Genomic DNA, 25,199 nt, shown 5'->3' with positions numbered 1-25,199 from the left:
ATTTAGTTGAAAAGGTTATCTGAGACAATCATTAATAATTTAACTTCAAATATTTGAAAAACTATAAACACATTGCCATTTTAGGTGGCGGGCCAAGCGGACTTTTCATGTTTAAGCGATTGGTAGATTTAAACGAACCTGAAATCAGCATCGCTATTTTTGAGAAAAGTGCACAACTCGGTGCAGGCATGCCTTACAGTAAAGCCGGTGCAAACGACGAGCATATAACAAACGTTTCCGGCAACGAAATTCCGGAACTCGTAACCTCGGTTGAAGAATGGATTCAAACTTTACCGCAAAATATACTCGAACGTTTTAACATAAAGCCTGATAAGTTTAACGACTACAAAGTAATGCCGCGTTTGCTTTTTGGAATGTATTTAACAGCGCAATTTGAGCTGTTGCAAAAGCAGGCCGAGGAAAAAGTAATTCCTGTAAAAATTCACCTCAACAATGAAGTTGTCGACATTATTGATCGGCCCGAAGACAACAAAGTTCAAGTTAAGCTTGCGGAAGGTCAGGTTTTTGAATTCGACAACGTTGTTGTTTGCACAGGTCATAGATGGCCAAAAAAGTCTGAAGGCAAAATTCCCGGCTATTTCGATTCACCATATCCACCGGCAAAATTAGAATTTAAAGTAAATCATGCTGTGGCCGTAAAAGGATCATCGCTCACCGCCATAGATGCGATACGCACTTTAGCACGCCATAATGGTCATTTCAAAGATTCTGACAACAATAAATTTACCTTTGAACTAGCAGAAGGGAGCGAAAAGTTTAAAATTATTATGCACTCCAGAAACGGCATGCTCCCTGCTATACGTTTTCACCTGGAAGATCCTCATTTACTAAAAGATTCGATTCTGAGTGAGGAAGAAGTAGAAAAAAACAAGGCTGATAATGGCGGGTTTTTATCCCTTGATTATGTTTTCGACAGAAACTTTAAGGAGATGTTTAAGGAAAAAAGGCCCGAGTTCTACGAAATTATTCAAAACCTTTCTATGGAAGATTTTGTAACCGTGGTAATGAATAAACGGGAACACAAAGCCGCTTTCGACCTTTTTAAAGCGGAGTATTTAGAGGCAGAAGAATCAATAGAAAAAGAAGAATCTGTTTACTGGAAAGAAATGCTTGCCGTTTTAAGCTTCGCGATGAATTATCCGGCAAAATACTTTTCAGCCGAAGATATGTTGCGTTTGCAGAAAACATTAATGCCACTAATTTCAATTGTAATTGCCTTTGTGCCCCAAAGCTCTGTTGTGGAAATGATGGCTTTACACGAAGCTGGAATTCTGGAAATAACAGCAGTTGGTGATGATAGCGAAGAGGAACCTCAGGAAAATGGTGGAGCCATCTATCGTTTTACTGATGAGAGCGGTACAAAGCAGGAGCAATATTACGAAACATTTGTAGATTGCGTGGGGCAGCCTCATTTATCGTATCGCGACTTGCCTTATAAAAGCCTGGTCGATATGAAAACCGTTGCGCAGGCCAAAATCAAATTTAGAAGAGAAGAGAAAGCCCGCAAAGCCTTAGAAACTAATGATAAGGTAGAAGCAGGGAATGACGGTAATTATTACCTGAATGTTCCCGGTATTGCCATAAACGATAATTTTCAGGTTATGAACAGCCTCGATGCAGTAAATGAAAGGATTTACATGATGGCCGTTCCTTACATCGGCGGCTATAATCCCGATTATTCTGGCCTCGACTTTTGCGAAGCGGCCTCCGAGCGAATTGTAAAATCGCTTTTGCCAAACTGATTTGAGCTGACTTTGTTAAGTATGGAGGCAAATAAAAATTTACGCTAAATGACCGAAAACGAACAACCGACACCGAAACTATTTTTGCTGCTGCTTGGCTCAAAAGCCCCTAAAAGAAATGTAGAACAGCACGATTATTTTTTCGGTATTGCAAATACATTAAAGGAACTTGTTCCACAGATTAAAGCATTTTGGCCTGAAGCAGGGAATTCCATTCATTTGGATGGATGGCGATTGGTTACCAATGTTGATGGTTACGAAATCAAGGTAATGCCAAGAACAGGTTTAACGCCACCATCTGAGCGAAAACTCTTTTTTATTAACCTTGGTGGCTACCAGCCCAACAAACTCGAAGAGCAACACTATACCGTTTTAACGGTGCAGGAAAACCGGGCTAGTGCTGTTCAGGATGCCAAAAAAACTGCATTTTTTAAGGCCAATTCTATCAAAGGTGCAAATTCGCACATCGATGAGAAATATGGAATTGATGTTGACGATATTTACAGAGTTGAAGATATTTTAGACCCGCAGCAAAAAGAAAAATATCACATCGTTATCGAGCCGGGCAGTGATTTAACAGCAGACCACATTCACCTTGGATATTTCAAGCTGGATAAACTATAAGAAAAATCAATTCTTATAGTTTATCTCGTCATTTTTGGAAAATAAACGCATTAATTAAGGCACTCTTCCACTACGGCGAGTACGTGGTCAAAATCGAAGGGCTTTGCCAGGTAAGCATTGGCGCCGGCAGCGGCTGCAATTTCTGCGCCGTCTCTGCTTGCCGACATCACAATTACAGGAAGATTCATCGTTTTTGGATTACTTCTAATCATCTTCAGAATCTGGTCTCCTGAAATAACCGGCATCCATAAATCAAGGATGAGCAAATCCGGCTCTTTATTCTCGATGAGGGCTTTTACATTTAAACTTTTAAGTTCGGGGATAACGATATGTCCGGTGTCTTCAAGCATCAATTCGAGTACATCAACGATTCCCGCATCATCATCACATATTATTATTTTCTTACTTGCCATCTTTTCCGGTTGATTTTTTAGGGATCGTAAAATTAAATGTCGAACCTTTTCCGATTTCGCTCTCTACCCATAGGGTGCCACCATGGTTTTTAATAATCTGGTCGCAGATGTACAAGCCGATGCCCATGCCCGGAAATTTCTTCTGAATATCGCCACCACGGTAAAATCGCTCAAAAACCCTTTTCTTATCTTCCGAACTCATTCCAAGGCCAAAATCCTTTACCGAAACTTTTACATATTCACTTACACTTGCAATGTTGACCTCAATTTTTTTAGAATCCGGTGCATATTTTATTGCATTCGATAAGAGGTTATTTATGACCTGAATAATGTGCGATTCATCGGCCGTAACCTTGGCGCCGGTATTTCCGGTTAAACTAATCTCATGGTCATGCGCTGAAGCTCTGATGCCCTCAATTGCTTCTTCAATCATCGCATCAAAGTCGAAACTTGATTTATGCAATTCCATATTGCCGGTCTGAATTCTTGACATATCAAGCAGTTCGGCAATGAGGTTATTAAGTCTATCAACGTAAACGGCAACCTTTGATAAGGTTTTACTAAACTTTTCTGAAACATTGCCTGGAACACTTCTTTCCAGCACCTGAATATAGCCTTTGATGGTTGTAAGCGGTGTTTTCAATTCATGACTGGCAATCGATAAAAAGTCGTCTTTCCGGCGTTCAATTTCTTTCCGTTCGGTAATATCCTCTATGGCAAGCAAAATCTGATCTTTAAACTGGCCCTCAAGCTCAATGCGGTAAGCATTTAATAACATAAGTTTCCTGCCAATGTGCGGAAAATCATGTTCCACTTCAAAGTCTACCACAGGGTTGTTAGTTGGCAATATTTTAATTAACAGCTCTTTCAACTGCGGAATATCCCATTGGTGGTTACCAAGCTCATATAACGGCTTGCCAACAGTTTCTTCTGCAGATACTTTAAAAGTACGCAAGAAGTGATAATTAGCACTTAAAACATTAAACTCAGGGTCTAAAACCAGCAAGCCCTCGCGAACGGTTTCAATTATGCTGGATAGAAAGGCTTCACTTTCGCGAAGTTCCCGCGTGCGGTCTTCTACCTTTTTTTCCATCATTGATTTTTGTACACGTAAATCCTGTTCAGCCTTTTTCCTTAAGGTAACGTCATTTTGCACACCAATGAAATGTGTTATTACACCAGCAGAATTTTTAACCGGCGACATATATAGTTCATTCCAGAAAAGATCTCCATTTTTCCGGTAGTTTCTAATTTCTACCCTGCACTCCTTACCTTTCTTTACCGCCTCAGACAAAATCGCACGTTCTGCCTGACTTCGGTCATCTCCCTGAAGAAACCTACAGTTATGGCCAATAATTTCGGCCCGTGGATAGCCAGAAATTAATTCGAAGGCTTTATTGCAAAATACAATCGGGTTATCTGGCTCGCGATGGTCGGTAATAATAATTCCTGAAATTGAAGCGTCAAGCGCCTGGGTTAATAGCTCAAAGTTATCAGTAATCGAATCGCCTGAGACGTTGAACTTACCGTTTTGAAAAGTGTTCAATTAACTTGGGTTTTATTAAAAAGTGAATGATTTGTTTTTTAGTCAAAGATATCAAACATGAAAATAATATAAATGTTTCAAACCGATATATTTTTCAGTTACGTATTTTGGTGAGCGAAGGTTTTGGAAAACAACACTAAGGCAAATCGATGAAGTAATTCCACGAAAACAACAAAGCCTCAACTTTTTCAAGTTAAGGCTTTGTTTGCGGAATGGACGGGACTCGAACCCGCGACCTCCTGCGTGACAGGCAGGCATTCTAACCAGCTGAACTACCACTCCGTTTTGTTTACTTTTTAAAAGTTTAAACCTCTTTCCCCTTTCGAGGTTGCAAATATAGAGACAATATCGTTATTAGCAAACTTTTTTTTAAAATATTTATAAGTCGTTAGCTTACAGCACCTTCTTGCATCTTCTCTGCATTCTCTGCAAACTGAAGTGCGTCAATAATCTCCTGGATGTCGCCATCCATGATGCTTGGCAGGTTATACATCGTTAAACCGATGCGATGTTCGGTAACACGGCCTTGCGGATAATTATAGGTTCTAATCTTCGCCGAGCGGTCGCCGGTTGATACCATTGTTTTACGTTTAGCTGCGATATCGCCATTTTTTTTCTGCAATTCGATGTCGTACAATTTACTGCGAAGCATCTCCATCGCAATAACGCGGTTACCCAGCTGCGAGCGCTCCTGCTGGCAAACCACAACAATACCCGATGGTTTGTGGGTTAACTGCACCTTAGTTTCCACTTTATTTACGTTCTGTCCGCCTGCACCACCAGAACGCGAGGTTTGCAGTTCAATATCCGCGGGGTTTATATACAAATCAATTTCTTCAGCCTCAGGCAAAACTGCAACAGAGGCCGCCGATGTATGCACGCGGCCCTGCGTTTCTGTATCCGGCACACGTTGAACGCGGTGTACACCACTTTCATATTTTAACTGCCCGTAAACATCATCGCCACTTACTTTTAAAATAACCTCTTTGTAACCGCCGGCAGTTCCTTCGGTAACATCAACCGTTTCAACACGCCAGCCTTTAGTTTCAAAATAGCGGGTGTACATGCGGTACAAATCGCCGGCAAATAAAGCCGCTTCATCGCCACCTGTGCCGCCACGAATCTCAAAAACAGCATTTTTAGCATCTTCCGGGTCTTTCGGAATCAACATCAACCTGATATTGCTTTCCATCTCTTCTTGCTGTTTTAAAAGCAAATCCAACTCCTCTTTCGCCATATCACGCATTTCTGCGTCTTTTTCTACCGTCAAAATCTCTTTGTTGGCATCAATATTACTCATCACATTCTTGTAGATTTTGTACTCATCTACAATTTTGCCTAAATCTTTATATTCTTTGTTTAAAGCCGCAAAACGTTTCATGTCCTGAATCACATCCGGGTTACTCAGCTGCTCCTCTACATCCTCCCAACGCTGCTTAATCGCTTCTAATTTATCTAACATAGTATTATTAAAATTGAATTCCTTAGCTTTTGTTTAGCAAAAAATTAAGGAAATGCAAAAATAAGTAAAAAAGCTGAATTAGTTTGGCAGGGCGAAAATCAAAGAGAAATGATTTTTTGGAAATGATTGTCGCCGGCAACTGGCGGCCCGTAGTCCCGCTAACGTTGCAAGCACCGTAAAAAACGGTGGCTTTACACTTATATCGGGTTTAGAACGAAGGTAACCTGCTTCGTAAATAAGCATGTAGCCATTTGGGGTTGAACCTTAATAGCAGCAGAACCTTGCGTAATTAAACGGGATTGAAATGGCAGCTCCCGATTTTTTCTAATCGGGACTATAATGAAAAGCCCGGCGTACATTAATTGTAACTACTACCCTTGCTTTTCAAATACTTAAATACATTGAATACCATGCAAAAGAACAATATCTACAAGGTTATTTAAAATATTCGAGCGTTAAATTCGAACCATCAAACACTGCATAAGAGGAATATTTCAGCCATTCGCCGGTGTTTATGTAGCGGCTGCCATTGCCTAAATCTAAATCTAAAGGCAAATGCCTGTGTCCGTAAATAAAAAAGTCGAAGTGTTCTTTTTGGAGTATTTCTTTCGAATAAATGGCCAGCCACTCGTGGTTAACTCCGAAGAATACTTCTTCAGGATTACTTGCTGCACGGCTACTTTTGCTCCATCCGGTAGCAATGCCAATGCCCAAATTTGGGTGTAAACGGGCAAAAAGCCACTGGCAAAGCGGACTTCTAAATATCTTTCTTAAGAATTTATATTTCTTATCGCCCGGCCCAAGGCCATCTCCATGGTGCAGATAAAACTTTTTTCCGCCACGTTCCATAACCATCTCGTCGCTTATAATCTGCATCCCGATTTCTTCGGTAAAGTAATTGCGTACCCACATATCGTGGTTGCCCTTAAAAAAGTAAATCTTAATTCCTGAATCGGCCATTGATGCAAGCTTACCCTGCAACCGGATAAAACCTTTAGGAATTACTTTTTCGTACTCAAACCAAAAGTCAAAAATATCGCCCATTAAAAATAGCTCACCACAGTTGGGCTCAATAAAATTAAGCCACTTTACAATCCGCTCTTCGCGGCTACGGCTTTCGGCATAGTTTGGAGTGCCTAAATGAAAATCAGAAGCGAAATAGATGTTTTTACTCATGTGCGATTTCAAAGGTAACGCAAAAAGCTGAAAGACTAAAGGCCAAAGCTAAAAGCCGCGAAAGCCAGCTTGGTAACCGTTAAAAAACTGCTGTCGCATAACATTCTATCTTACCAGTATTAATGAAAAACATAAATTGGTAAATAATTAAATGCGGTAAAAAAAAAGCCAATCCTATTAGCCTTATTTGTATTAAAATTGGCCTGTAAATAGCATAAGAATATAACGCAGTATTTTAATGAAATATCCGGAAACTAAAAAAGATTCGACAACCGACAACTACTTTGGCGCTGTAATAGCCGACCCATATCGTTGGTTAGAAGATGACACATCAGTAGAAACAGAACACTGGGTTGATGCTCAGAACAGCCTGACAGAAAACTACTTAATTAAAATTCCATATCGGGCAGACCTTAAAAAGCGTTTAACGGAAATCTGGAATTACCCAAAAGAAACTGCGCCATTTAAGGTGGGCGAACATTATTTTTTCACCAGAAATGATGGCTTGCAAAATCAAAATATTTGGTTTATAAAGCAAGGTTTAAACGGATGCGCAGAGTTATTTTTAGATCCAAACACCTTAACGGCTGATGGCACGGCTTCGGTTTCGTTACTCGGTTTCTCTAAAAACAAAAAATATTTAGCCTATGCCGTGGCGCAATCTGGTTCTGACTGGAGCAATATTTACGTAATGGAAATTGCAACAAAGAAGCAACTTGCCGATGAATTAGCGTGGACTAAATTCTCTGGTGCAGCCTGGTATGGTGATGGCTTTTACTACAGCAAATATGATGAACCAGTAAAAGGTACGGAATTTTCTGAAGCAAATCAGTTTCAAAAAGTGTATTACCACAAGCTTGGAGATGCGCAAGTTGCTGATAAATTAATTTTTGAAGACAATACAAATCCTAACTTATATTTTGGGGCAGAGGTTACGGAAGATGAGCATTTCCTGGTTTTGTATGCAAGTGCAGGCACCTCAGGTAACGCCATATACGTAAAGGATTTACAAGACCCTGAAAGCGACATTGCGTTATTGGTAAAAGGGTTTGAGCATAACCATAGCGTTGTAACCAATGTTGGCGATAAACTTTTACTAAGCACAGATTTAAATGCAGAAAATACGCAGGTAGTTCTGGTTGATCCGAAGATGGCCGAGCCGAAACACTGGCAGAAGATTATTCCTGAATCGAACCTGGCATTAGAAAGCGTTCGGTCGGGCGGCGGATTCTTATGGGCATCTTATTTAAAAAATGCGAGTACGCATATCATTCAATTTGACCTGAAAGGAAAGGAAATTGCGGTAGTAAAGTTACCTGCAATTGGCACTGCGAGCGGCTTTGGTGCTTTTAAAGACGATAAAGATTTTTTTTACTCTTTTACCAATTTTACCAGCCCGGGCACCACTTACCATTACGATATTGAAAGTGGCAAATCGACGCTTTACAGAAAATCTGCACTTAAGTTTGATACCGAAGATTACCAAACTGAACAGGTATTTTATCCATCAAAAGATGGCACGAAAGTTCCAATGTTCATTGTTTATAAAAAGGGGATAAAACTTGACGGCAATAATCCATTGCTTTTGTATGCATACGGTGGATTCCAGGTTTCGCTAACACCGGCTTTTAGTTTATCGAGGATGCTGTTTCTGGAACATGGAGGCATATATGCGCAGCCGAGCTTACGCGGTGGAAGCGAATATGGCGAAGCGTGGCACAAAGCGGGAATGCTGGATAAAAAGCAAAACGTTTTTGATGATTTTATAGCCGCCGCAGAATACCTGGTTAAAGAGCAGTATACAAAGCCCTCGAAAATCGCGATCTCGGGTGGCTCAAATGGCGGCCTTTTGGTTGGCGCCTGCATAACGCAACGCCCCGAGTTATTTAAGGTTGCCTTACCAGCTGTTGGCGTTTTGGATATGCTGCGCTACCAGAAATTTACAGTTGGGTGGGGCTGGGTAGTAGAATACGGCAGCAGTGATAAAAAAGAGGATTACAATTACCTGATTAAATATTCACCATTACACAATGTTGAAGATGGCGTAAATTACCCGGCAACCTTAATCACAACTGCCGATCATGACGACCGTGTTGTACCCGCCCATTCATTTAAATTCGCAGCCACTCTTCAGGAAAAACATAAAGGAGAAAACCCGGTTTTAATTAGAATTGAGAGAAATGCAGGTCATGGTGCAGGCAAACCAACCGGAAAACTTATTGCTGAGGCTACCGATGTCTGGAGTTTTGTTTTTCAAAATTTAGGCATAAATTGGTAAATCGTACAACTACTAAATCTATAGACCAATTATAATTCGCTTTAAACGGCTTAAAACTGTTAACTTTTGCTTTTTATTCATGATGAGCATACAAAATACTGAATATAACGGGTTTACAAAATTATCTGGAATATTTCTAAATAAGAATATTGATAATAGTTTATTTCGTAACTTTGCGTCAAATTTTTTTGCATGATTTCTACTGATATAGCTGTAATAGGCGCTGGTCCGGTTGGTTTATTTGCCATTTTTGAAGCCGGCTTGTTAAAAATGCGTTGCCATTTAATAGATTACCTCCCACAGGTTGGTGGTCAGCTTTCTGAAATTTACCCTAAAAAACCAATATACGACATACCTGGTTATCCATCGGTATTGGCTCAGGAGCTTATAGATAACCTGATGGAGCAGGCAAAACCTTTTCACCCAACATTTACTCTGGGCGAACGTATTGAAGGTTTAGAGAAACGGGGAGAAGCAGATTTCGTTTTAACAACGAACATGGGTACTGTTATCGAAGCTAAGGTTATCGTTATTGCTGGTGGTTTGGGCTGTTTTGAACCCCGTAAACCGGCTGTAGAAAATCTTGAAAACTTTGAAAACGGTAAAGGTGTAAATTACATGATTCTCGATCCGGAGAAATATCGTGATCAAAAAATGGTTATTGCCGGCGGCGGCGATTCAGCGCTCGACTGGACAATCTATCTTGCCGAAGTTTGCTCTGAATTAACTTTGGTACACAGAAGCGAAAGTTTCCGTGGTGCTCCTGATTCTGTTGCAAAAGTTATGGCACTGGCCGAAAGCGGAAAAATTAACCTTGTTTTAAATAGCAATTTGCATGCTGTTCATGGTACTGATAAGTTAGAGCAGGTAGAAATTGTACAAAACCGCACCATGGAAAAATCCATTGTAGAAGCCGATCATTTAATACCATTGTTTGGTTTAAGTCCGAAATTAGGGCCTATTGAAGAATGGAATTTAAACATCAGTAAAAGTGCTATCGAGGTAAATACCGACGATTACTCTACAAATATTCCTGGAATTTACGCCATTGGCGATATTAATACGTACACAAACAAACTGAAACTAATTCTTTGTGGTTTCCATGAGGCAGCGTTAATGAGCCACAGCGCATATTCGTATATGAACCCTGGGGTTAAATACACGATGAAATACACAACCGTGAACGGAGTTTCAGAATTTTAAGTAGTTTATTTTATATTTGCAGTCGATATTAAACGAGCAAATGGAAAATAACATTACGATATATATGCAGGAGCCGGATGGTTCTGTTACGCCCCACGAAGCCCCAACAGATATGGGTCTGAGTTTGATGGAGTTTTTGAAAGCATCTGAGTACGATATTCTGGCTACATGTGGCGGTATGGCGTTGTGCGCAACTTGTTGCGTGGATGTTTTAGAAGGCGAAGAAAAGCTTAACGAAATGAGCGATGACGAATATGCGATGCTGGATACCTTGCCAGATTTATTGCCGAACTCCCGCCTGGCCTGCCAGTTGCAGTTAAACAACAATATGGACGGTTTGAAGGTTAAACTTCATGGTGCAGGTTAACTAAAATGATAAAAAACAAAAAGCGATGCAAATGCATCGCTTTTTTGTTTTTGCGCTGTTATTGTTATTGCCAGCGAATCGCAATCTATTAAATCAATTAACTTCTATCCTCGTTTTTTCTACATTCCAGCCGTAAACTTCGACAGCTGTTTTTTGATTTCCGTGATATTCTACTGTTACGGTTTTGCTTTCGCCCGGAAGAATGCTAATGTAATTATCATCATAAAAAGCTGGTAAAATCCGCTTCCCTGATGCAGCATCAATCAATGCTATCCGGTTAAAAAATGCAACTGGGTTCCCGGCGCTGTTCGTTAATGTTACCAAAACTTTTCCTTTAAAGTTTTGCGTGGCTTTTACCTCTGGAGCAACAGATTTCATTTTCTGCAAGCCTTTATATTCGCCGTCTTTAGCGGGTAACCAATATAAATTTTCACTCAAAACCTTCTGGCTTTCGTCCAGGATGCGTAGTGAAACGAAAACGCCATCTTTTTTATCGAGCTTTTTTAAGTAATCATTTAAGGGGAAAAACCTTCTTACAGACGACGGCCCAATCGAATTAAAGACCTGAGAGTAAAAATAATCCTTTCCATCCATATCATAAACCTTGGCCTGCACCATCAAATTATCACGGGTTAGAAAACCGTTATTTACTACGGTAACCATGCTATCCAGCGGATTCATCATCACATGCAGCGGCTCACTTCCTTTTCTTAAACCATACAAACAGGCATTTGGGTCGAGGTAGTAATCGTACATTTGTCCACGCATGGCCGTCCACGGATTTTGGGTTTTCCAAATAATAGAACCCGTATACCACTCCCACATGTGAGAGGAAAAGCCTTCCATCAGAGCACGGTATTGGTCGTAATTAACCAATTGTGCTTTCATTGCAAAATCTTTGGCATCTTTTGCTTTTCCATAAGGATTAATGTATTCATCGTAGCCAATATATTTGTGGTAATCCCAAACAGAGTCTGGTTTTTCTTTAAACTGCGGGGCTAGCAAATTTTCCTTTGGAATAAATCTTTCCAACGATTCAAAATCGCCAACGCCAACGGAGCCCACTTCAGAATTGTATGGGAATGTTTTGTTCGCCCAAAAACTTGTCGGATTTTGAATGCCATAAGGTCCGTCGCCGTTTCCTCCTAAAGAATTGAATGACATCTCATCGCTGTTTGAAAAATCAAAGAGTATGCGTGTTCCATCCAAACGTGGAAGGATATCATCCTTCATTGGCTGTAAAATATCTGCTGGTGGCGTAATCTCATTACCACCGCACCAAAAAGCCAGTGAAGCGTGGTTTCGAATCATTTTCACCTGATCTTCAATCGCCGTTAAAACCAAATTATGATTGTCGGGATACTTTCTTCTCGTCCACTGGTCGTCTTTCTTCATCGGATCTACCCAACGCCCGTTACAATCTCCACTAAACCAAAAATCCTGGAAAACCAACAAACCGTATTTGTCGCAAGCATTATAAAACTCTGGTCGCTCGAGAATTGCACCGCCCCAAATCCGAATCAGATTCAAGTTCATATCCTTATGGTAACGCACTTCAGCATCATACCTGGCATCGCTAAAACGAAGCATTGCATCAGAAATAATCCAGTTGCCACCCTTTATAAATATTTTCTGCCCGTTTACATAAGCCCCCATACTCCGGGTTTGCTCGTTCCACAGGTTATCAATTTGCCGAACGCCAACTTTCAGATTCTCCTGATCTAACGTTTGCGCATTGCTGATAAATTTAATGTTCGCATCATACAGATATTGCTCGCCGTAGCCATTTGGCCACCATAACTTTGGGTTCTGAAGAACCAAATCGGGAAATGAAACCTCTATGTTCTGGTTTGCTTTGATGCTGATTTGTTTCTGAATGGTTTGGCCGCCGAACTGGTACTGTAAAAGGCCGGAAATAACTTTTTCTGTCGGATTTTCTACCTCTACAGACATCTTTACCGTTGCCGGCTTTTGTTTCCCTTCAGGCAGACGCTTACCCGGAACCATGGTAATTACATGTGGATTTTTGAGGTTAATTCCTACTGTTTTTTCGATGGTCACTTTATCCCAAATGCCGGTATTTCTATCGCGAATTGGCTGAATCCAGTCCCAGCCTGCTGTATATTGTGTGGTTAAACCTTTGGCAATCGTTCCATCGCCGCCCTGGCCCCCGTTCGGGTTTCCAACAACATCTGGTGGATGAACGATAACTGCTAATCTATTTTTACCGTTTTCAGCAAGCAGTTTGGTAATGTTGAAGTGAGAGCGCAAATGCATCCCCTCAATAACATTCTGGTTCACTTTTTTGCCGTTTAAATAAACATCAGCCTTATAATTTATGCCCCGGAACTGAAGCCAGATTTGTTCGCTACCTAAAGCTTTTTGTTCGAAATCTTTTACAAACCAGTAGGTATAATAATCATTTCCGGTTCTATAAACGTCAGCTATCTTTTCATTGTTCATGCCATAAAATGGATCAGGAACCTTGTTGTTGTTTAAAAGGCTTGTCAGAACTGTACCCGGCACAGTTGCCTTCATCCAGTTACTTGTTGAAAAACGCTGGTTGGAAACTTCAACACCTGTTAAATTAACATCTTTAACATTAGCACAAAGCCAGCCAGTGTTTAATTCATAACGTTGTTGGGCATTGGCGAAAAAGCCAAGGCACAGAAATAATACTATAAAGATTTTTCTCATTTTAAACGGTAAAGAGCACAAAGAAAGTAAAATATTGCAAAAACGTTTTACTTTTCTGCCTGAAACTTAAGAAATGCAGAGGCTAGTTTGCAACGTCCAACACAACAACATTATCAATTTCAGTATTAGAAAAACCCGTTGTTATAGCTGCCGAACCATTTTTTAAGCTGTACTTTACAGCTGATTTATCTTTCAGTAAATAAGCTTTTGTTATTTTTTTGAAAGGGAATTTATCGAATAAAACTGATGCGTTTTTAGGGTCTAAAATGTGTATATAAACTTTATTGCCTTTTTGCGTTACACTACCCCACGATTGAGGCTTTACAAATCCGGCTGTAGTGCCGTAAATACTTTCGCCATAAGTTTTAAGCCATTCGCCCATTCCGTTTAAGCGCTCTATAAATTCAGGTTGGATTTCACCATTAGGCATTGGCCCGATGTTAAGCAATAAATTAGCGCCCAAGCTGCTCGATTTAACCAATGTGCGGATTAACGCGGGCTTGCTTTTGTAGCTCGTATCGGTTAAATTGAAACCCCATGAGCCATTTATGGTAATACAAGCTTCTAATGGTAAATGCGCACTGGCTTGCTGGAAACTGAGGCCTGATTTATTCTCACCGGGCAAATCCTGCTCAAACATTTGAAAATCTTCACCTGCAAATGGTGTCATATGGTGGTTGTTGCCAATCATACACTGTGGCTGAAGCCGATGTATCAAACCATAAATTTCGTTGTATTTCCAATCAATACGCGAACTTCGGTCTGCAGCACCTTCCGGAGCGGTCTGGTCCCAATGTCCATCAAACCAAATTCCACCAATTTCACCATAATTAGTAAGCAGTTCCGTGAGCTGGTTTTTCATAAACTGGAGGTAGGTAGCGTAATCGCCATGACCTTTCCGCCCGCTGAACTGGCCGGTTTTACCGGTTTCATGCGGATAATCTTCGCGGCGCCAATCTAGCAACGAATAATAGAGATAGAGTTTAATGCCTTGCTTATGACACTCATCGGCCATCATTTTAACTATATCTTTCTTGTAGGGCGTATTCATGATGTTAAAATCCGAATATTTCGTATCCCACATACTGAAGCCATCGTGATGACGGGTGATTAAGGTGATGTATTTCATCCCTGCATTTTTTGCAGTGCTAACCCATTTCTCCGCATCAAAATCAATCGGATTGAAAAATTTTTCCAGACGGCTATAGTTTTCCACCGTGACTTTCCGCTCGTTCATTACCCACTCGCCGGCGCCGGGAATACTGAAAGGCCCCCAGTGAATAAACATGCCAAAACGGGCATCGTTAAACCATTCCCTTTGTTTTAAATTTGCTGCAGAGGGCTTGTACTCCTGTGCGTTCAATCTGGCAAGGCACAAAAGCGCAATGCAAACCAGAGATAATTTTTTCATAGCATGTTGTTTAACTACTTAATCGATGCTTGTCGTTTCTTTAGCAGGCTTGCCAATAACCTTATAGTTGCCATCGCCTTTTAAAATAGCAAGCATTTGCTGTTGATTATTGAAGACCGCTTTTGCCGCCGCAAGTTCTTTATCGTATTGGAAACTTTGTTCAATCCTTCCCTTTTCATAAAAATAGCGACTAACAATTTGTGTTTCCAGTACTCTTTTTATTTCTGCTTTGTGATTGGCCAAGTCGGCTTTCTTTGCAGAGATTAGCTTGTTCTTCAAATTTTCTAAATCTGCTTTCACCTCTGCCGTTTTATTCTCCTTATCGGCCTCGTACCGCAATTCAGTTAATAACCGCTCGGTTCTGCTTTGGTAGCTTAAATCTTTATCGGCCAGCGAATTTGCAAATGCCGCATAATCAGCATCTGTAATTTGAAATGTTTTGGCTGATGCAACTTCAGGCTTTTCCCTTTTATAAAGGTTTGCATAGTTAAAAAACATGCTTTTATTAATCATTGTAATCGTAATCGGACTTAATTTTGCTGCCTCTACAACAACATCTGGATATACGCCATTGCCACTATAAACATTTCTGCCGGCTTTGGTTTGATACATGGCTATAGTAGAATCAGCAAAACGTTCTGCAATGCCATCTGCGTTTCTGTGGGCATAATCCAACTTTTGGATGCACCGGCCAGACGGCGTATAATATTTAGCTACCGTTACTTTTACCAAACTATTATAAGGAAGATTAAACGTTTGCTGCACCAATCCTTTTCCGTAACTGCGCTGTCCGATAACAATTGCCCTGTCTAAATCCTGTAGCGAACCGGCAACAATTTCGGAGGCTGAAGCTGAATTAGTATTGACCAAAACCACCAAAGGCACCGAAGGGGAAACTGGTGGAACCTGAGTTTTGTAGCTTATTGTTTTCTCTGCATTTTTACCCTTCTGGGTAACCACAAGCTGATCTCTGTTTACGAAAAGGTTTACAATCTTTACAGCTTCCTGTAAAATACCGCCACCATTGTTCCTCAAATCCAACACAATTCCCTTGGGGTTTTCCTTATTTAAACTTAGCAAAGCATCTCTAACCTCCTGACCAGAATTTTCGAGAAATTTATCCAGGCGAATGTAACCTACGCCATCGCCAACCATTCCGTAATAGGAAACATTGGGTTGTTTTATCTCTTCACGGGTAATTTTTTTTATGATTTCCTTACCCTCCCGAATTATCGTCAAATCGACCGGAGTTCCCTTCGGCCCACGGAGTAACTGACTTATTTGCGCTCTATCTTTTCCTTTAATTTCAATGTTATTGATTTTGGTAACCTGATCGCCTGCCTTGACGTCTGCCTTATTAGCCGCATAGCCTTCGCTTACTTCATTAACAAAAAGCTTTCCATCGATGATAACCGTTCCGGCGCCGATACCACCGTATTGCGTACTAACATATTTCAACTTGTAGTCTTCAATTTCCGACTCTGGCACATACTCGGTATATGGGTCGAGACTTTCGAGCATTGCATCAATACCAGTTTTCATCAATTCCGGCGCACTGGTTTCATCAACATAATTTATGTTAATTTCCTTGTAGAGGGAAGCAAAAATATCGAGGTTTTTTGAAACAAGAAATAAATCTTCTTTAAACGAAAAGGATAAAATTGCAATGGCTGAAACAGTTGCAATGACCAGGTATTTAATTTTCTTCATCCTTTATTGTTTTTAATGCTAAGCGCAGCCGAAGTAAACTTATGTCTAAATCAACCAATTCCGTACTGTAAATGTACAAAAAGAGACAAAGATTAAAAAGAAGGTAGATGGCTAAACGGGTAACTTAATCGTTAGCGTTTAACAAAAAATACGAAGTAAAAATTTATAGTCTGTTGCCTTTTGTATCGGCAAGGGCTTTTTGAAGCGTAAATTCAACGTAGGTACGATCGCGTTTAACCAGACGCATTATGTCGGCAACTAGCTTATCTTCGTTACCAGGGGTAAAATCCAACGGCTCGGCTACAAGATCGCGATACTTTCTTAAAAACTTAATTTTAACTTTTTCTGCGTTATCTGCCGTGAGTTGAAAGTTTGCCATTTTAATTTGATTTGCTACAAAAGTAAAAATATTATTGTTTGATTGACATGTTTTTAAATCAAAAACACAAAAAAATGCGCCTGTGTTTATTTTAGCATGATAATTGTGTTAAAAGTGCGTTATAAACGAAAATAACCCTTAAACTTAAACACAATGAAAAAATTTATCTTCTCTATTGTATTCTTAACCGTTGGTTGGGCAACGGCGCAGGCGCAGACCTTTAATTTAGGAATTAAGGCAGGCGTAAATCTTGCTAAAATAAACGCCGATTTCGCCAGCGAAGAAAACCGTTTAGGTTACCAGGTAGGTGCATGGGCACGCATTGGTGGCGCCAGTTTTTATGTACAACCCGAAGCTTATATTGGTAGCAAAGGCAATAAATTTATCAGCTTTACAAACAACAGTAACACCGAAATTGCTGCAGAAGGAAAGGTGAAATTCACAACTTTAGATATCCCTGTATTATTGGGAACTAAGTTTGGCAGCAAAAACCTAAACGTAAGGGTAATGGCTGGCCCTGTACTCTCGCTGATTTTAGATGACAGTTCTACTTTCAGTTCCGCTTACCAACAGGCTACAGATTTTGACAACTACAAAAACCAAGCTTTTGGCATACAAGCCGGAGCAGGCGTAGATGTTGGCGCAATTTCTGTTGATTTACGTTACGAAGCTGGTTTAACAAACATTAGCAAAAGCGAAAAATATAAGCAAACACCAAACTTATTCCAGTTAAGTCTAGGATTTAAGATTTTGTAAAGAAATTTAATCAATATGAAAGGCGGCCAATTGGCCGCCTTTTTTTGTTTCAGAATAATTGTTTGCTTATGTGTGATTAGCTATGTTTATATGCTCTATCGATAACGCTAATGACTAAACACTCTAAAATTATTTTTAAGCTTGCATTAATTTCTTTGCTCACATCGTTGAGGATCGTATCGGGTGCACAAGAAAATATAGTAGACAAGCTTCTTGCTTATAAAAAAATCCTCGATAAAAACCCTATTGAGAAAATTCACATTCATACAAACCAGCCATTTTACATGGCATACGACACGCTGTGGTTTAAAGCATATGCATTGAATGCAAATCTTAATCGCCCTTCAACGGCATCAAAAAGCTTAACTGTAGATTTGATCGATCCTGATGGAAAAATAATCAGGCAAGCAAAAGTCAAACTTAATGTAGGTTTGGCGGATGGCTATCTAACCTTATCAGATTCTTTAAAAACAGGAAATTACATTTTAAGGGCATATACCAATTTGATGAGAAATTATGGCTCAAATTTCTATTATCGACGAAGTTTTAGAATTAAAAACAGACCTGACGAAACACAGAGGCTATCAAAACAAACTACCAGCCTGACTTGCTTCCCCGAAGGCGGAGACTTGGTAACAGGCCTAAAATCTAGAGTTGCATTTAAAGCGATTGGCGCAAACGGACTAGGCGTAAATGTAAGCGGAACAATTATAGATGATAAGGGTAAAACCGTTTCTACGATTACTTCTGAGCATTTGGGAATGGGCCGTTTTGAATTTATCCCTGAACCGGGAAGAAGATATTTTGCAGAAATTTTTGAAAATCAGAAGCAACGCTTTCAATTACCCGATTCAAAGCCTAATGGTTATATAATGGAGGTGAATTCCTCGACTGATAGTTTGCAGTTAAGAATAACCTGGAGCCCTGAACTATCAAATGAAAGTCTGCTAACTTTGATAGGTGCACAGGATGGAATTACACGTTATGTAGCGAAAGTAAATCCATCGGAAAATGTATTTATCACATCGATACCGAAAACCAAATTTTATACGGGAATTGTCCAATTTACTTTGTTCGGCGCCGATGGTTTGCCCGTTGCAGAGCGATTAAGCTTTTGCAACAATCACGATTTACTCAAAATTGAGGCTGAAATTAAATCAGCATACAATAAAAAAGACCCCGTCACATTCCCGGTCAATTTAAAAAACACCGATGGAAAAGCGGATATCGGAAGTCTATCAATTTCAGTTTACAATGAATCAATTTACGCTTCGGATGATGATGACGAAACCTCGATCTACAGTGATTTATTGCTGACCACAGATTTGAGAGGTTATATTGAAAAGCCAGGCTATTATTTCGGAAAGGCAGATGAAAAAAATAGAGCCAGAAATTTGGATAATCTGCTCCTTACCCAAGGCTGGAGAAGATTTTCCTGGCGGGATAAACTCTCGAAAAATTTGCCTGGGATATCAAATACAGAAACTATTGATAATGAAACAATGGGAAAAGTAACGTTGGCAAGCGGTAAACCATATGTAAACGGCGATGTAACGCTATTTCAATCGGGCTTAACAAAAAACATATTGCAAACCAAAACCGATACAGCAGGCAACTTTATATTCAAAGAATTAAATATTATCGACACGGCAAACTTTGTTATCTCTACAAACACTGCAAAGGAAAAGAAGAACTACAAAATTCAGGTTTTTGGTTTAGAAGATAATCAGGAAGAAATAACGAGACCCGATCAGCGTCAAGAAGTTAACATAATGACCGATTCTTTATCAGCTGAAAACAAAAAACTCGATGACTTATATCTCAAATCAAAAGGTATTAGCCTTGCTCAGATAAACATTATTGCAAAAAAAGCAACACCTGTTAAAGAATCGGCAAATTTGAACGGACCCGATAAAGCAGACGCAATTGTTTTAGCGAAAGATTTGGAGACAACCCACGATTTGAGTACTTATTTAATAAACAACATAAATGGCCTCAAAACATTTGAAGGAAAAATATATTCCAGAGAATTTCCCGATCCAGGACAAAAGATACCTCCACCACCATTGCCAATGATGGTAATCTTTGATGGAATATCGGTTGATCAGGAAAGTTTTAGCATCAGCGACATTAACCCTAACGACGTTCAGAGTGTAGAGGTGTTGAAAGGCACATCATCCGCTTTGTATAATACTGCTTATGGAGTCTTGATTATCACGTCCAAAAAAGGCAAAAATCACTCAAACGATGCATTAAGTAAAACAACTAAAGGTATTTATCCCTTTAGCGTTTTAGGTTATCAGACTTGGAAGGAGTTTTATTCACCTGCTTACGATGTGAAAAACATTAGTAATAAAGATCTTAGGAAAGCTGTTTATTGGAACCCGCATGTAATTACCTCAACTGATAAAAAGACAGAAATCAGCTTTTTCAATTCTGATTATACGGGGAAATATAAAATTGTAATCGAGGGCATTAACGCTGACGGGCAAATCGGCCGGGCTGTTTATAATTTTGAAGTTAAATAAATTACTTCAAAATCGTTAAGCTTCCGCTCAATTTACCACAATCATTTTTTAGATCTATTAAGTAATAGTAAACGCCAACGTTAAGTGGTTTCCCATTATCTGTCCCGTCAAATTCTTTAGCATAGCCTTTGGAATAGAAGATTTTATCGCCGTTTCGGTTAAATATCGAAAATTCTCCCGCCGGGTAATTTGTTGCGCCTGCAATTTTCCAGGTATCATTTATGCCATCTCCATTTGGTGTAATTGAGTTCGGCACCTGCAAAACACTATTTTGGAGTTGGGTAAAGTCTATACTTTCGGTGCTAACCACACAGCTGAATTTATCTGTTACCATCAGAGTATATTTGCCTGGCTTCACGCCCTGTATATTTAAACCCTGGTAAACGTGTTCGCCGCTTGTATTCATCCAGCTGAACGCGTAAGGCGCCGTATTTCCAACAATCTCAATTCCTGTAGCGCTTACAGTTTTGCCATCGCAACTAATAGATTGCTGCATTTTACCAAGGTTGATTATCGGTAGCTCGGTGAGGCCAACCGTGAAAGTTCCGGCAATATTGGTACAGCCATTGCCATTAGAAGCGATTAATGTGTAGTTGCCCGCAAAAACATTGCTGAGGTTTTCAGAATTGCCAACAATGTTTCCGTTTTCATCAGTCCAGCTAAAGTTTGTTGGCTTTTCTGTTTCATAGCTTATGATTGAGATGGCGCCATTTTTTTCGTTGCAGCTTGCAGGCAAAGTATTACTGGTTTTAACTTTATAACTGATGTTAATATTTTTAATGGTGTAATTTGCTGATAAAACATCGCAACCTCCGGGCTGGCTGGCTTTTAAATAATAGATCCCAGCCGGAACATTTACTAAATCCTTTGCATTGCCAACTTGTTCGTTGGCGGCGTTGTACCAATTAAAAACACTCGCGTCGCTAATGGTTAAATTTGTGATACTACCGTTTGAAGCACCACAGAATACATCGAATATTTTCTTAGATGCTTCTGAGATAAGTGGTTTAGAAAATCCAGAAGTTGCACCATCAGGATTGGTTCCGGTGCTGGTTAAACCTCCGCTTAACGGTCCATTATATTGCCATGCTCCATTTGCATCTGTTTGTAAAGTTGCAACCCAATTTTTACCTTGGCAATCCGGACATTCATCATCATAAAATAATTCTATTATGGAATTTGGGAGGTAAACGCCAGACGCCGAATTAGCGGTGATTAAATCGATTTTCGATTGTGAAATGGTTTTTCCATCTGGCAAGTCTTTAAATTCTATAGCAGATTTTTTGTTACAATAAACGCTGTTCTTTAATATTGAAACGGGATAAGAAAAATCGACTTGTATGGCCTGTTCATTGTATGCAATTATATTTTGGTCGGAAATTAAACTACCACCAACCACTCCTGCGCCACAGTTATAAAGCTCTATTCCAAACTTGTTGTTGCCAAAGTTTTGGCTAGATAAAGCAGTACCAATATTGTTCCGCTTTATTTGATAGCCACTTTTTACATTATCAAGCATAATTCCTTTTTGTTGAGATGCAATGCAATTATCGGCAATAATAATCTTTGCATTCTGCCCGTTTGCAAAAATACCGGTAGCAAGTTCTGCTGGAAAACTCTTTGTTTTTGTAGCATCCAAGCCAATTATATTGAAAGAAACGTTTATGTTACCGCTTAAGCCGCCGAGCGATACTGCGTTTATATTGCCGCTAACTAAGTTTCCAAAACTGGCATTTGGCCCGCCAATCATGGAGTTTTTCAGGTAACTCAAATCAATGCCTACAACATTGCCTACAATTGTTAAACCTGTTGGATCTAAACCGATAATGTTTGCTGAAACTGTAATGTCGTCTAAATTGCTTGGTGTGGTTGGAGAAATAATTGACGTATAGTTTCCGCCAAAACAATTCTGCCTGTTTGGTGCACCAATAATGATGTGCATTGCATTCTTAAGAAATATGCCTGCTTTACGCTCATCGGCCGGAATGCCGGTTTGTGAAATAAAATTGCTGAAGTATATACCGTAGACCTCTACATTTTCTATGCCATCGATGACTAAACCGCTGTAAAAAGCGCTCGATGCTCTTACTAGTTTAATCTTAATACTTGCATTGCCGAAAAATGATGAGGGCTGGGTTGTTGCATCAATAACTAAGTTGGAACTCAACACAGGAAGCTCTTCGGTTAAACTGATTGTTACATCATCAGCGATTACTCCAGTTATATTAAAAATAATGTTATCTGTTCCGGCTGTTCCATTTGCATTTGCATCTAAGATTGCCTGGCGCAAAGACCCCATACCAGCATTTGAGTTGTTTAAAACTGTAAAAGTTGCTGCTTTAATTTTAAGGCAAAATGAAATGGAAATAAAGCAAATCCAAACAAATTTCATCATACAACAAGATACAAATATTTAAAATTCGTTTAAATAAAAAAGTCCCGATTTGCATCGGGACTTTAAATCATTTGCCTGCCAAATTACTGGTTAGCTGTATTATCAAGCAATGGCCTGTTAGCAGCCGTTGCCGATGTTATTGTCAGGTCGCCACGAGCACCAACGGTATTGGTTCGTCCGCCGAAAAAACTTACAACTCCGTTTGTTGTTCCATTTCTAGAGATAATATTAGTAGAAGAGCCAGGATATCTTACATATAGTTCATAGCTTCCAATTGGCACAGCAACAAACGCTGACCCGGTTTTATAAGCAACATTTGTAGCAACTACAGTTTCAACCGCTGTAATTGAGTTCTTTATAACCAGATTCAGAGGAGCAGTACCATTAGGAATTGCATTTACAAAGCGCACATATGAAACCATATTGCTTGCAGAGGTCGGCGGTAATACATCTTCCAATACAAACGACTCAGCAGTTTTAGTGGTTGCATTGTAAATTCCACTTGTGTAAAAAGAATAGTATTTGCCGTTAGCTAAAACTGGGCTAATTTCTGATATAGAAACGTTCGCATTTGCGGAAGCTGTTGATGGAATAATACCATTGATTTTATATGTACCACCTGCTATTGCGCTGTAGTTAGAAGCAGGATATACTGCTCCATAACCTGTACCAGCGGTATTTTCAGCGCCTGTAGCACTTAAAATGCCAGATACTTTAACACCATTTGCATAAAAGTTTACTGAAGGTGCTCCGGCAGCAAAATTGAAATACTTAATCCTTGCATTATTTGCAGCATCTAAAGGCAAATCAATCACTTGTATGGAATTGTCTTTCTTACAAGAAAAACTAAATACTGATGCCAGTGTTACGGCCAGTATACCTAAATATTTTATTTTCATAACGAGCTAATTAAGGTTGAACGATCCAGGTTGGTTTAGTATGATAATCGGTTGCTAAACCCCCAATAACGCCTAAGGCTGTGCGGTTCCAAACATATTCAGAATTGTAACGCGGACGAATTCTGTATGCCGGTTTACCCGCATTATCTGAATATAATGTTGTTGGAAATACATAACCCAGATAAACCTGTTTACCGGTTGCCGGGTCTGCATCCGTATAATGGTATCTTCTCATGTCCATCCAAGTTTCCAGATGGCCCCAACCCCACTGGGCAATATATTTCTGACACATAATCTGCGTTAAAGTTAAATCGGCAGAGCTTGTAGGGATAATTAACGGCGAACTCAAATAAGCTGTTTTTTCTGCGCTCGTAATCTGCGTTGGCGATTGGTTATCTTCAATATTTCTCGCGTTAACAAAATCGATGTGGCTAGATACACCAGCTGTATATGCGCCTAAGGCTGTTGCTTTATCGCCTTTTCTGAATGCAGCTTCTGCTTTAATAAATTGTAGCTGAGAATAAGTCATTACCGGCAGTTTACATTTATCAGAGAAAATATATCTTCCCTGTGTATTGGCTGGCGGAGCTGAGATAGAAGCTAAATTCCAAAAGTTATTCGGTAACTGACTTGCAGCAAACGATGCGTTTCCTGCGGCAGTAACAATACCTCTGTACACGCCATCTGGTGCTGGTGCAAGCATACGGCTCATGCGAGGATCTGTAACGCCAGTGAATTGCGTTCCATTCATCAAATTAACTATAAATGATGTTTGTCTGTAAGTTTGCATATTGCCCCTGGTTGGACCTAAGAAGTTTCTGTCATCATTACCAGTTACACCAGGATAAGCCATTAGCGCATCATCTGCATTACTGGTGAAAGACTTATCGACCGCAGCAATAACATCATCAGGTTTATAAGTCGATTTATTGCTATAGTGGTTTAAATTTAAAGCCAGCATTGCGTATGCAAGTTTTAACCACTTAGACCGGTCGCCTTTATAAATTAAATCTGTTTTTCCTAAAAAAGCGGCATCTACGGCTCCGTCAGTCCTTTGCAAATTTGCGATGGCAGCGTTCAACAAACGCTGAACTTCCTGGTAAGCAAATTCCTGTGTATCATAATCGAATACATATTTGGTTGGATCGATTGCCTGTTTAACAATAATTTCCCCATGAACATCGGTTAGAGATTGCCATCCCCAAGCTTTAATTACCTGACCAACACCTAATAAATCCCATCGTTGTTCTGCTTCGGCCTTGGTGTTCATATCAACCAAATTCTGGCCTAAACTCCAATAAACATCTCTCCAAAGTTCGGCGCCATTATCCGAAACCGGATCGTAACCCTGTAAATCCCAGGTTGTACCGGCTGAAGTTGATGTCCAGTTTTGGGTATATCTGCCAATAAACCTTCCATCGTACTGTGGAGCAGTTACCATCCAGTGTATCATCGGCGACAGGTATAAGTTAGCTGTTACCGTTTGTGGTGCATTTGGATTGGTATTTACATCCAGATATTTCTTACAACTGCTAACAGTGAACAGAAGTCCGGTTAGCAATATTAAATATATTTTTTTCATAATCTTTTCT

18 protein-coding genes and 1 tRNA gene are annotated in these 25,199 nt (G+C 39.8%); 7 read left to right on the top strand and 12 right to left on the bottom strand.

The genetic code is table 11. From position 1 onward, the window contains the following. Positions 1-53 precede the first annotated feature (53 nt). A complete protein-coding gene (locus ASG14_RS01680) occupies positions 54-1,763 on the top strand; it encodes an FAD/NAD(P)-binding protein (protein ID WP_082491290.1) in 1,710 nt (569 codons plus the stop codon). A 48-nt stretch (positions 1,764-1,811) separates the two neighbouring features. Further along, positions 1,812-2,387: a DUF1543 domain-containing protein gene (locus tag ASG14_RS01675; RefSeq protein WP_056869332.1), complete on the top strand. Its 576-nt coding sequence runs from the start codon at positions 1,812-1,814 to the stop codon at positions 2,385-2,387. Positions 2,388-2,437: 50 nt separating this feature from the next. On the opposite strand, the gene ASG14_RS01670 is transcribed toward ASG14_RS01675, so the two are convergent. The 5 genes from ASG14_RS01670 to ASG14_RS01650 form a co-directional block, all read right to left on the bottom strand. Further along, on the bottom strand, positions 2,438-2,800 hold the full coding sequence (locus ASG14_RS01670; protein ID WP_056869331.1) for a response regulator: 363 nt from the start codon (positions 2,798-2,800) through the stop codon (positions 2,438-2,440). Continuing rightward, a complete protein-coding gene (locus ASG14_RS01665) occupies positions 2,790-4,346 on the bottom strand; it encodes a PAS domain-containing sensor histidine kinase (protein ID WP_082491288.1) in 1,557 nt (518 codons plus the stop codon). The genes ASG14_RS01670 and ASG14_RS01665 overlap by 11 nt, the downstream gene beginning before the upstream one ends. 208 nt (positions 4,347-4,554) lie before the next feature. Continuing rightward, positions 4,555-4,628 (bottom strand) — tRNA-Asp (locus tag ASG14_RS01660). 106 nt (positions 4,629-4,734) lie between these two features. Further along, the gene (prfA, locus tag ASG14_RS01655) at positions 4,735-5,808 is read right to left on the bottom strand and encodes a peptide chain release factor 1 (protein WP_056869330.1); all 1,074 of its coding nucleotides are present in this window, start codon (positions 5,806-5,808) and stop codon (positions 4,735-4,737) included. A 435-nt stretch (positions 5,809-6,243) separates the two neighbouring features. Further along, positions 6,244-6,984 carry a UDP-2,3-diacylglucosamine diphosphatase gene (locus ASG14_RS01650; RefSeq protein ID WP_056869329.1) on the bottom strand — a complete coding sequence of 247 codons (741 nt, stop codon included), beginning with the start codon at positions 6,982-6,984 and terminating at the stop codon, positions 6,244-6,246. Between the two features lie 238 nt (positions 6,985-7,222). On the opposite strand from ASG14_RS01650, the gene ASG14_RS01645 reads away from it, so the two are divergent. From ASG14_RS01645 to ASG14_RS01635, 3 genes are all read left to right on the top strand, one after another. Then, complete coding sequence (locus ASG14_RS01645) at positions 7,223-9,262, top strand: prolyl oligopeptidase family protein (protein WP_056869328.1); 2,040 nt, start codon at positions 7,223-7,225, stop codon at positions 9,260-9,262. Between the two features lie 192 nt (positions 9,263-9,454). Beyond that, positions 9,455-10,465, top strand: coding sequence for an NAD(P)/FAD-dependent oxidoreductase (locus tag ASG14_RS01640; protein ID WP_056869327.1), 1,011 nt, complete (start codon positions 9,455-9,457; stop codon positions 10,463-10,465). Positions 10,466-10,505: 40 nt separating this feature from the next. After that, a complete protein-coding gene (locus ASG14_RS01635) occupies positions 10,506-10,832 on the top strand; it encodes a 2Fe-2S iron-sulfur cluster-binding protein (protein WP_056869326.1) in 327 nt (108 codons plus the stop codon). 93 nt (positions 10,833-10,925) lie between these two features. Here ASG14_RS01635 and ASG14_RS01630 read toward each other — a convergent pair whose 3' ends face one another. The 4 genes from ASG14_RS01630 to ASG14_RS01615 form a co-directional block, all read right to left on the bottom strand. Next, entirely contained in the window at positions 10,926-13,529 is a 2,604-nt protein-coding gene (locus ASG14_RS01630) for a glycoside hydrolase family 2 TIM barrel-domain containing protein (protein WP_056869325.1), read from the bottom strand. An 82-nt stretch (positions 13,530-13,611) separates the two neighbouring features. Continuing rightward, positions 13,612-14,940: an alpha-L-fucosidase gene (locus tag ASG14_RS01625; protein ID WP_056869324.1), complete on the bottom strand. Its 1,329-nt coding sequence runs from the start codon at positions 14,938-14,940 to the stop codon at positions 13,612-13,614. A gap of 18 nt (positions 14,941-14,958) precedes the next feature. After that, positions 14,959-16,650: a S41 family peptidase gene (locus ASG14_RS01620; RefSeq protein WP_056869323.1), complete on the bottom strand. Its 1,692-nt coding sequence runs from the start codon at positions 16,648-16,650 to the stop codon at positions 14,959-14,961. A gap of 163 nt (positions 16,651-16,813) precedes the next feature. Next, positions 16,814-17,029: a hypothetical protein gene (locus ASG14_RS01615; protein WP_056869322.1), complete on the bottom strand. Its 216-nt coding sequence runs from the start codon at positions 17,027-17,029 to the stop codon at positions 16,814-16,816. 153 nt (positions 17,030-17,182) lie between these two features. Between ASG14_RS01615 and ASG14_RS01610 the strand changes: the two genes are divergently transcribed. Then, positions 17,183-17,785, top strand: coding sequence for a porin family protein (locus tag ASG14_RS01610; RefSeq protein ID WP_056869321.1), 603 nt, complete (start codon positions 17,183-17,185; stop codon positions 17,783-17,785). Between the two features lie 110 nt (positions 17,786-17,895). Continuing rightward, entirely contained in the window at positions 17,896-20,313 is a 2,418-nt protein-coding gene (locus ASG14_RS01605; protein ID WP_056869320.1) for a TonB-dependent receptor plug domain-containing protein, read from the top strand. A 1-nt stretch (position 20,314) separates the two neighbouring features. On the opposite strand, the gene ASG14_RS01600 is transcribed toward ASG14_RS01605, so the two are convergent. The 3 genes from ASG14_RS01600 to ASG14_RS01590 form a co-directional block, all read right to left on the bottom strand. Then, complete coding sequence (locus tag ASG14_RS01600) at positions 20,315-22,708, bottom strand: gliding motility-associated C-terminal domain-containing protein (protein WP_082491286.1); 2,394 nt, start codon at positions 22,706-22,708, stop codon at positions 20,315-20,317. 83 nt (positions 22,709-22,791) lie between these two features. Continuing rightward, positions 22,792-23,607, bottom strand: coding sequence for a DUF4397 domain-containing protein (locus ASG14_RS01595; RefSeq protein ID WP_056869318.1), 816 nt, complete (start codon positions 23,605-23,607; stop codon positions 22,792-22,794). 10 nt (positions 23,608-23,617) lie between these two features. Next, positions 23,618-25,189 (bottom strand): RagB/SusD family nutrient uptake outer membrane protein, encoded by a 1,572-nt coding sequence (locus ASG14_RS01590; protein ID WP_056869317.1) that lies wholly within the window; start codon positions 25,187-25,189, stop codon positions 23,618-23,620. Positions 25,190-25,199: the final 10 nt, after the last annotated feature.

Source organism: Pedobacter sp. Leaf194, from assembly GCF_001423945.1.
In the GTDB taxonomy this organism is placed as follows: domain Bacteria; phylum Bacteroidota; class Bacteroidia; order Sphingobacteriales; family Sphingobacteriaceae; genus Pedobacter.
Note: the sequence above shows the minus strand (reverse complement) of the source record. Positions and strands in the feature narration are given on the sequence as shown.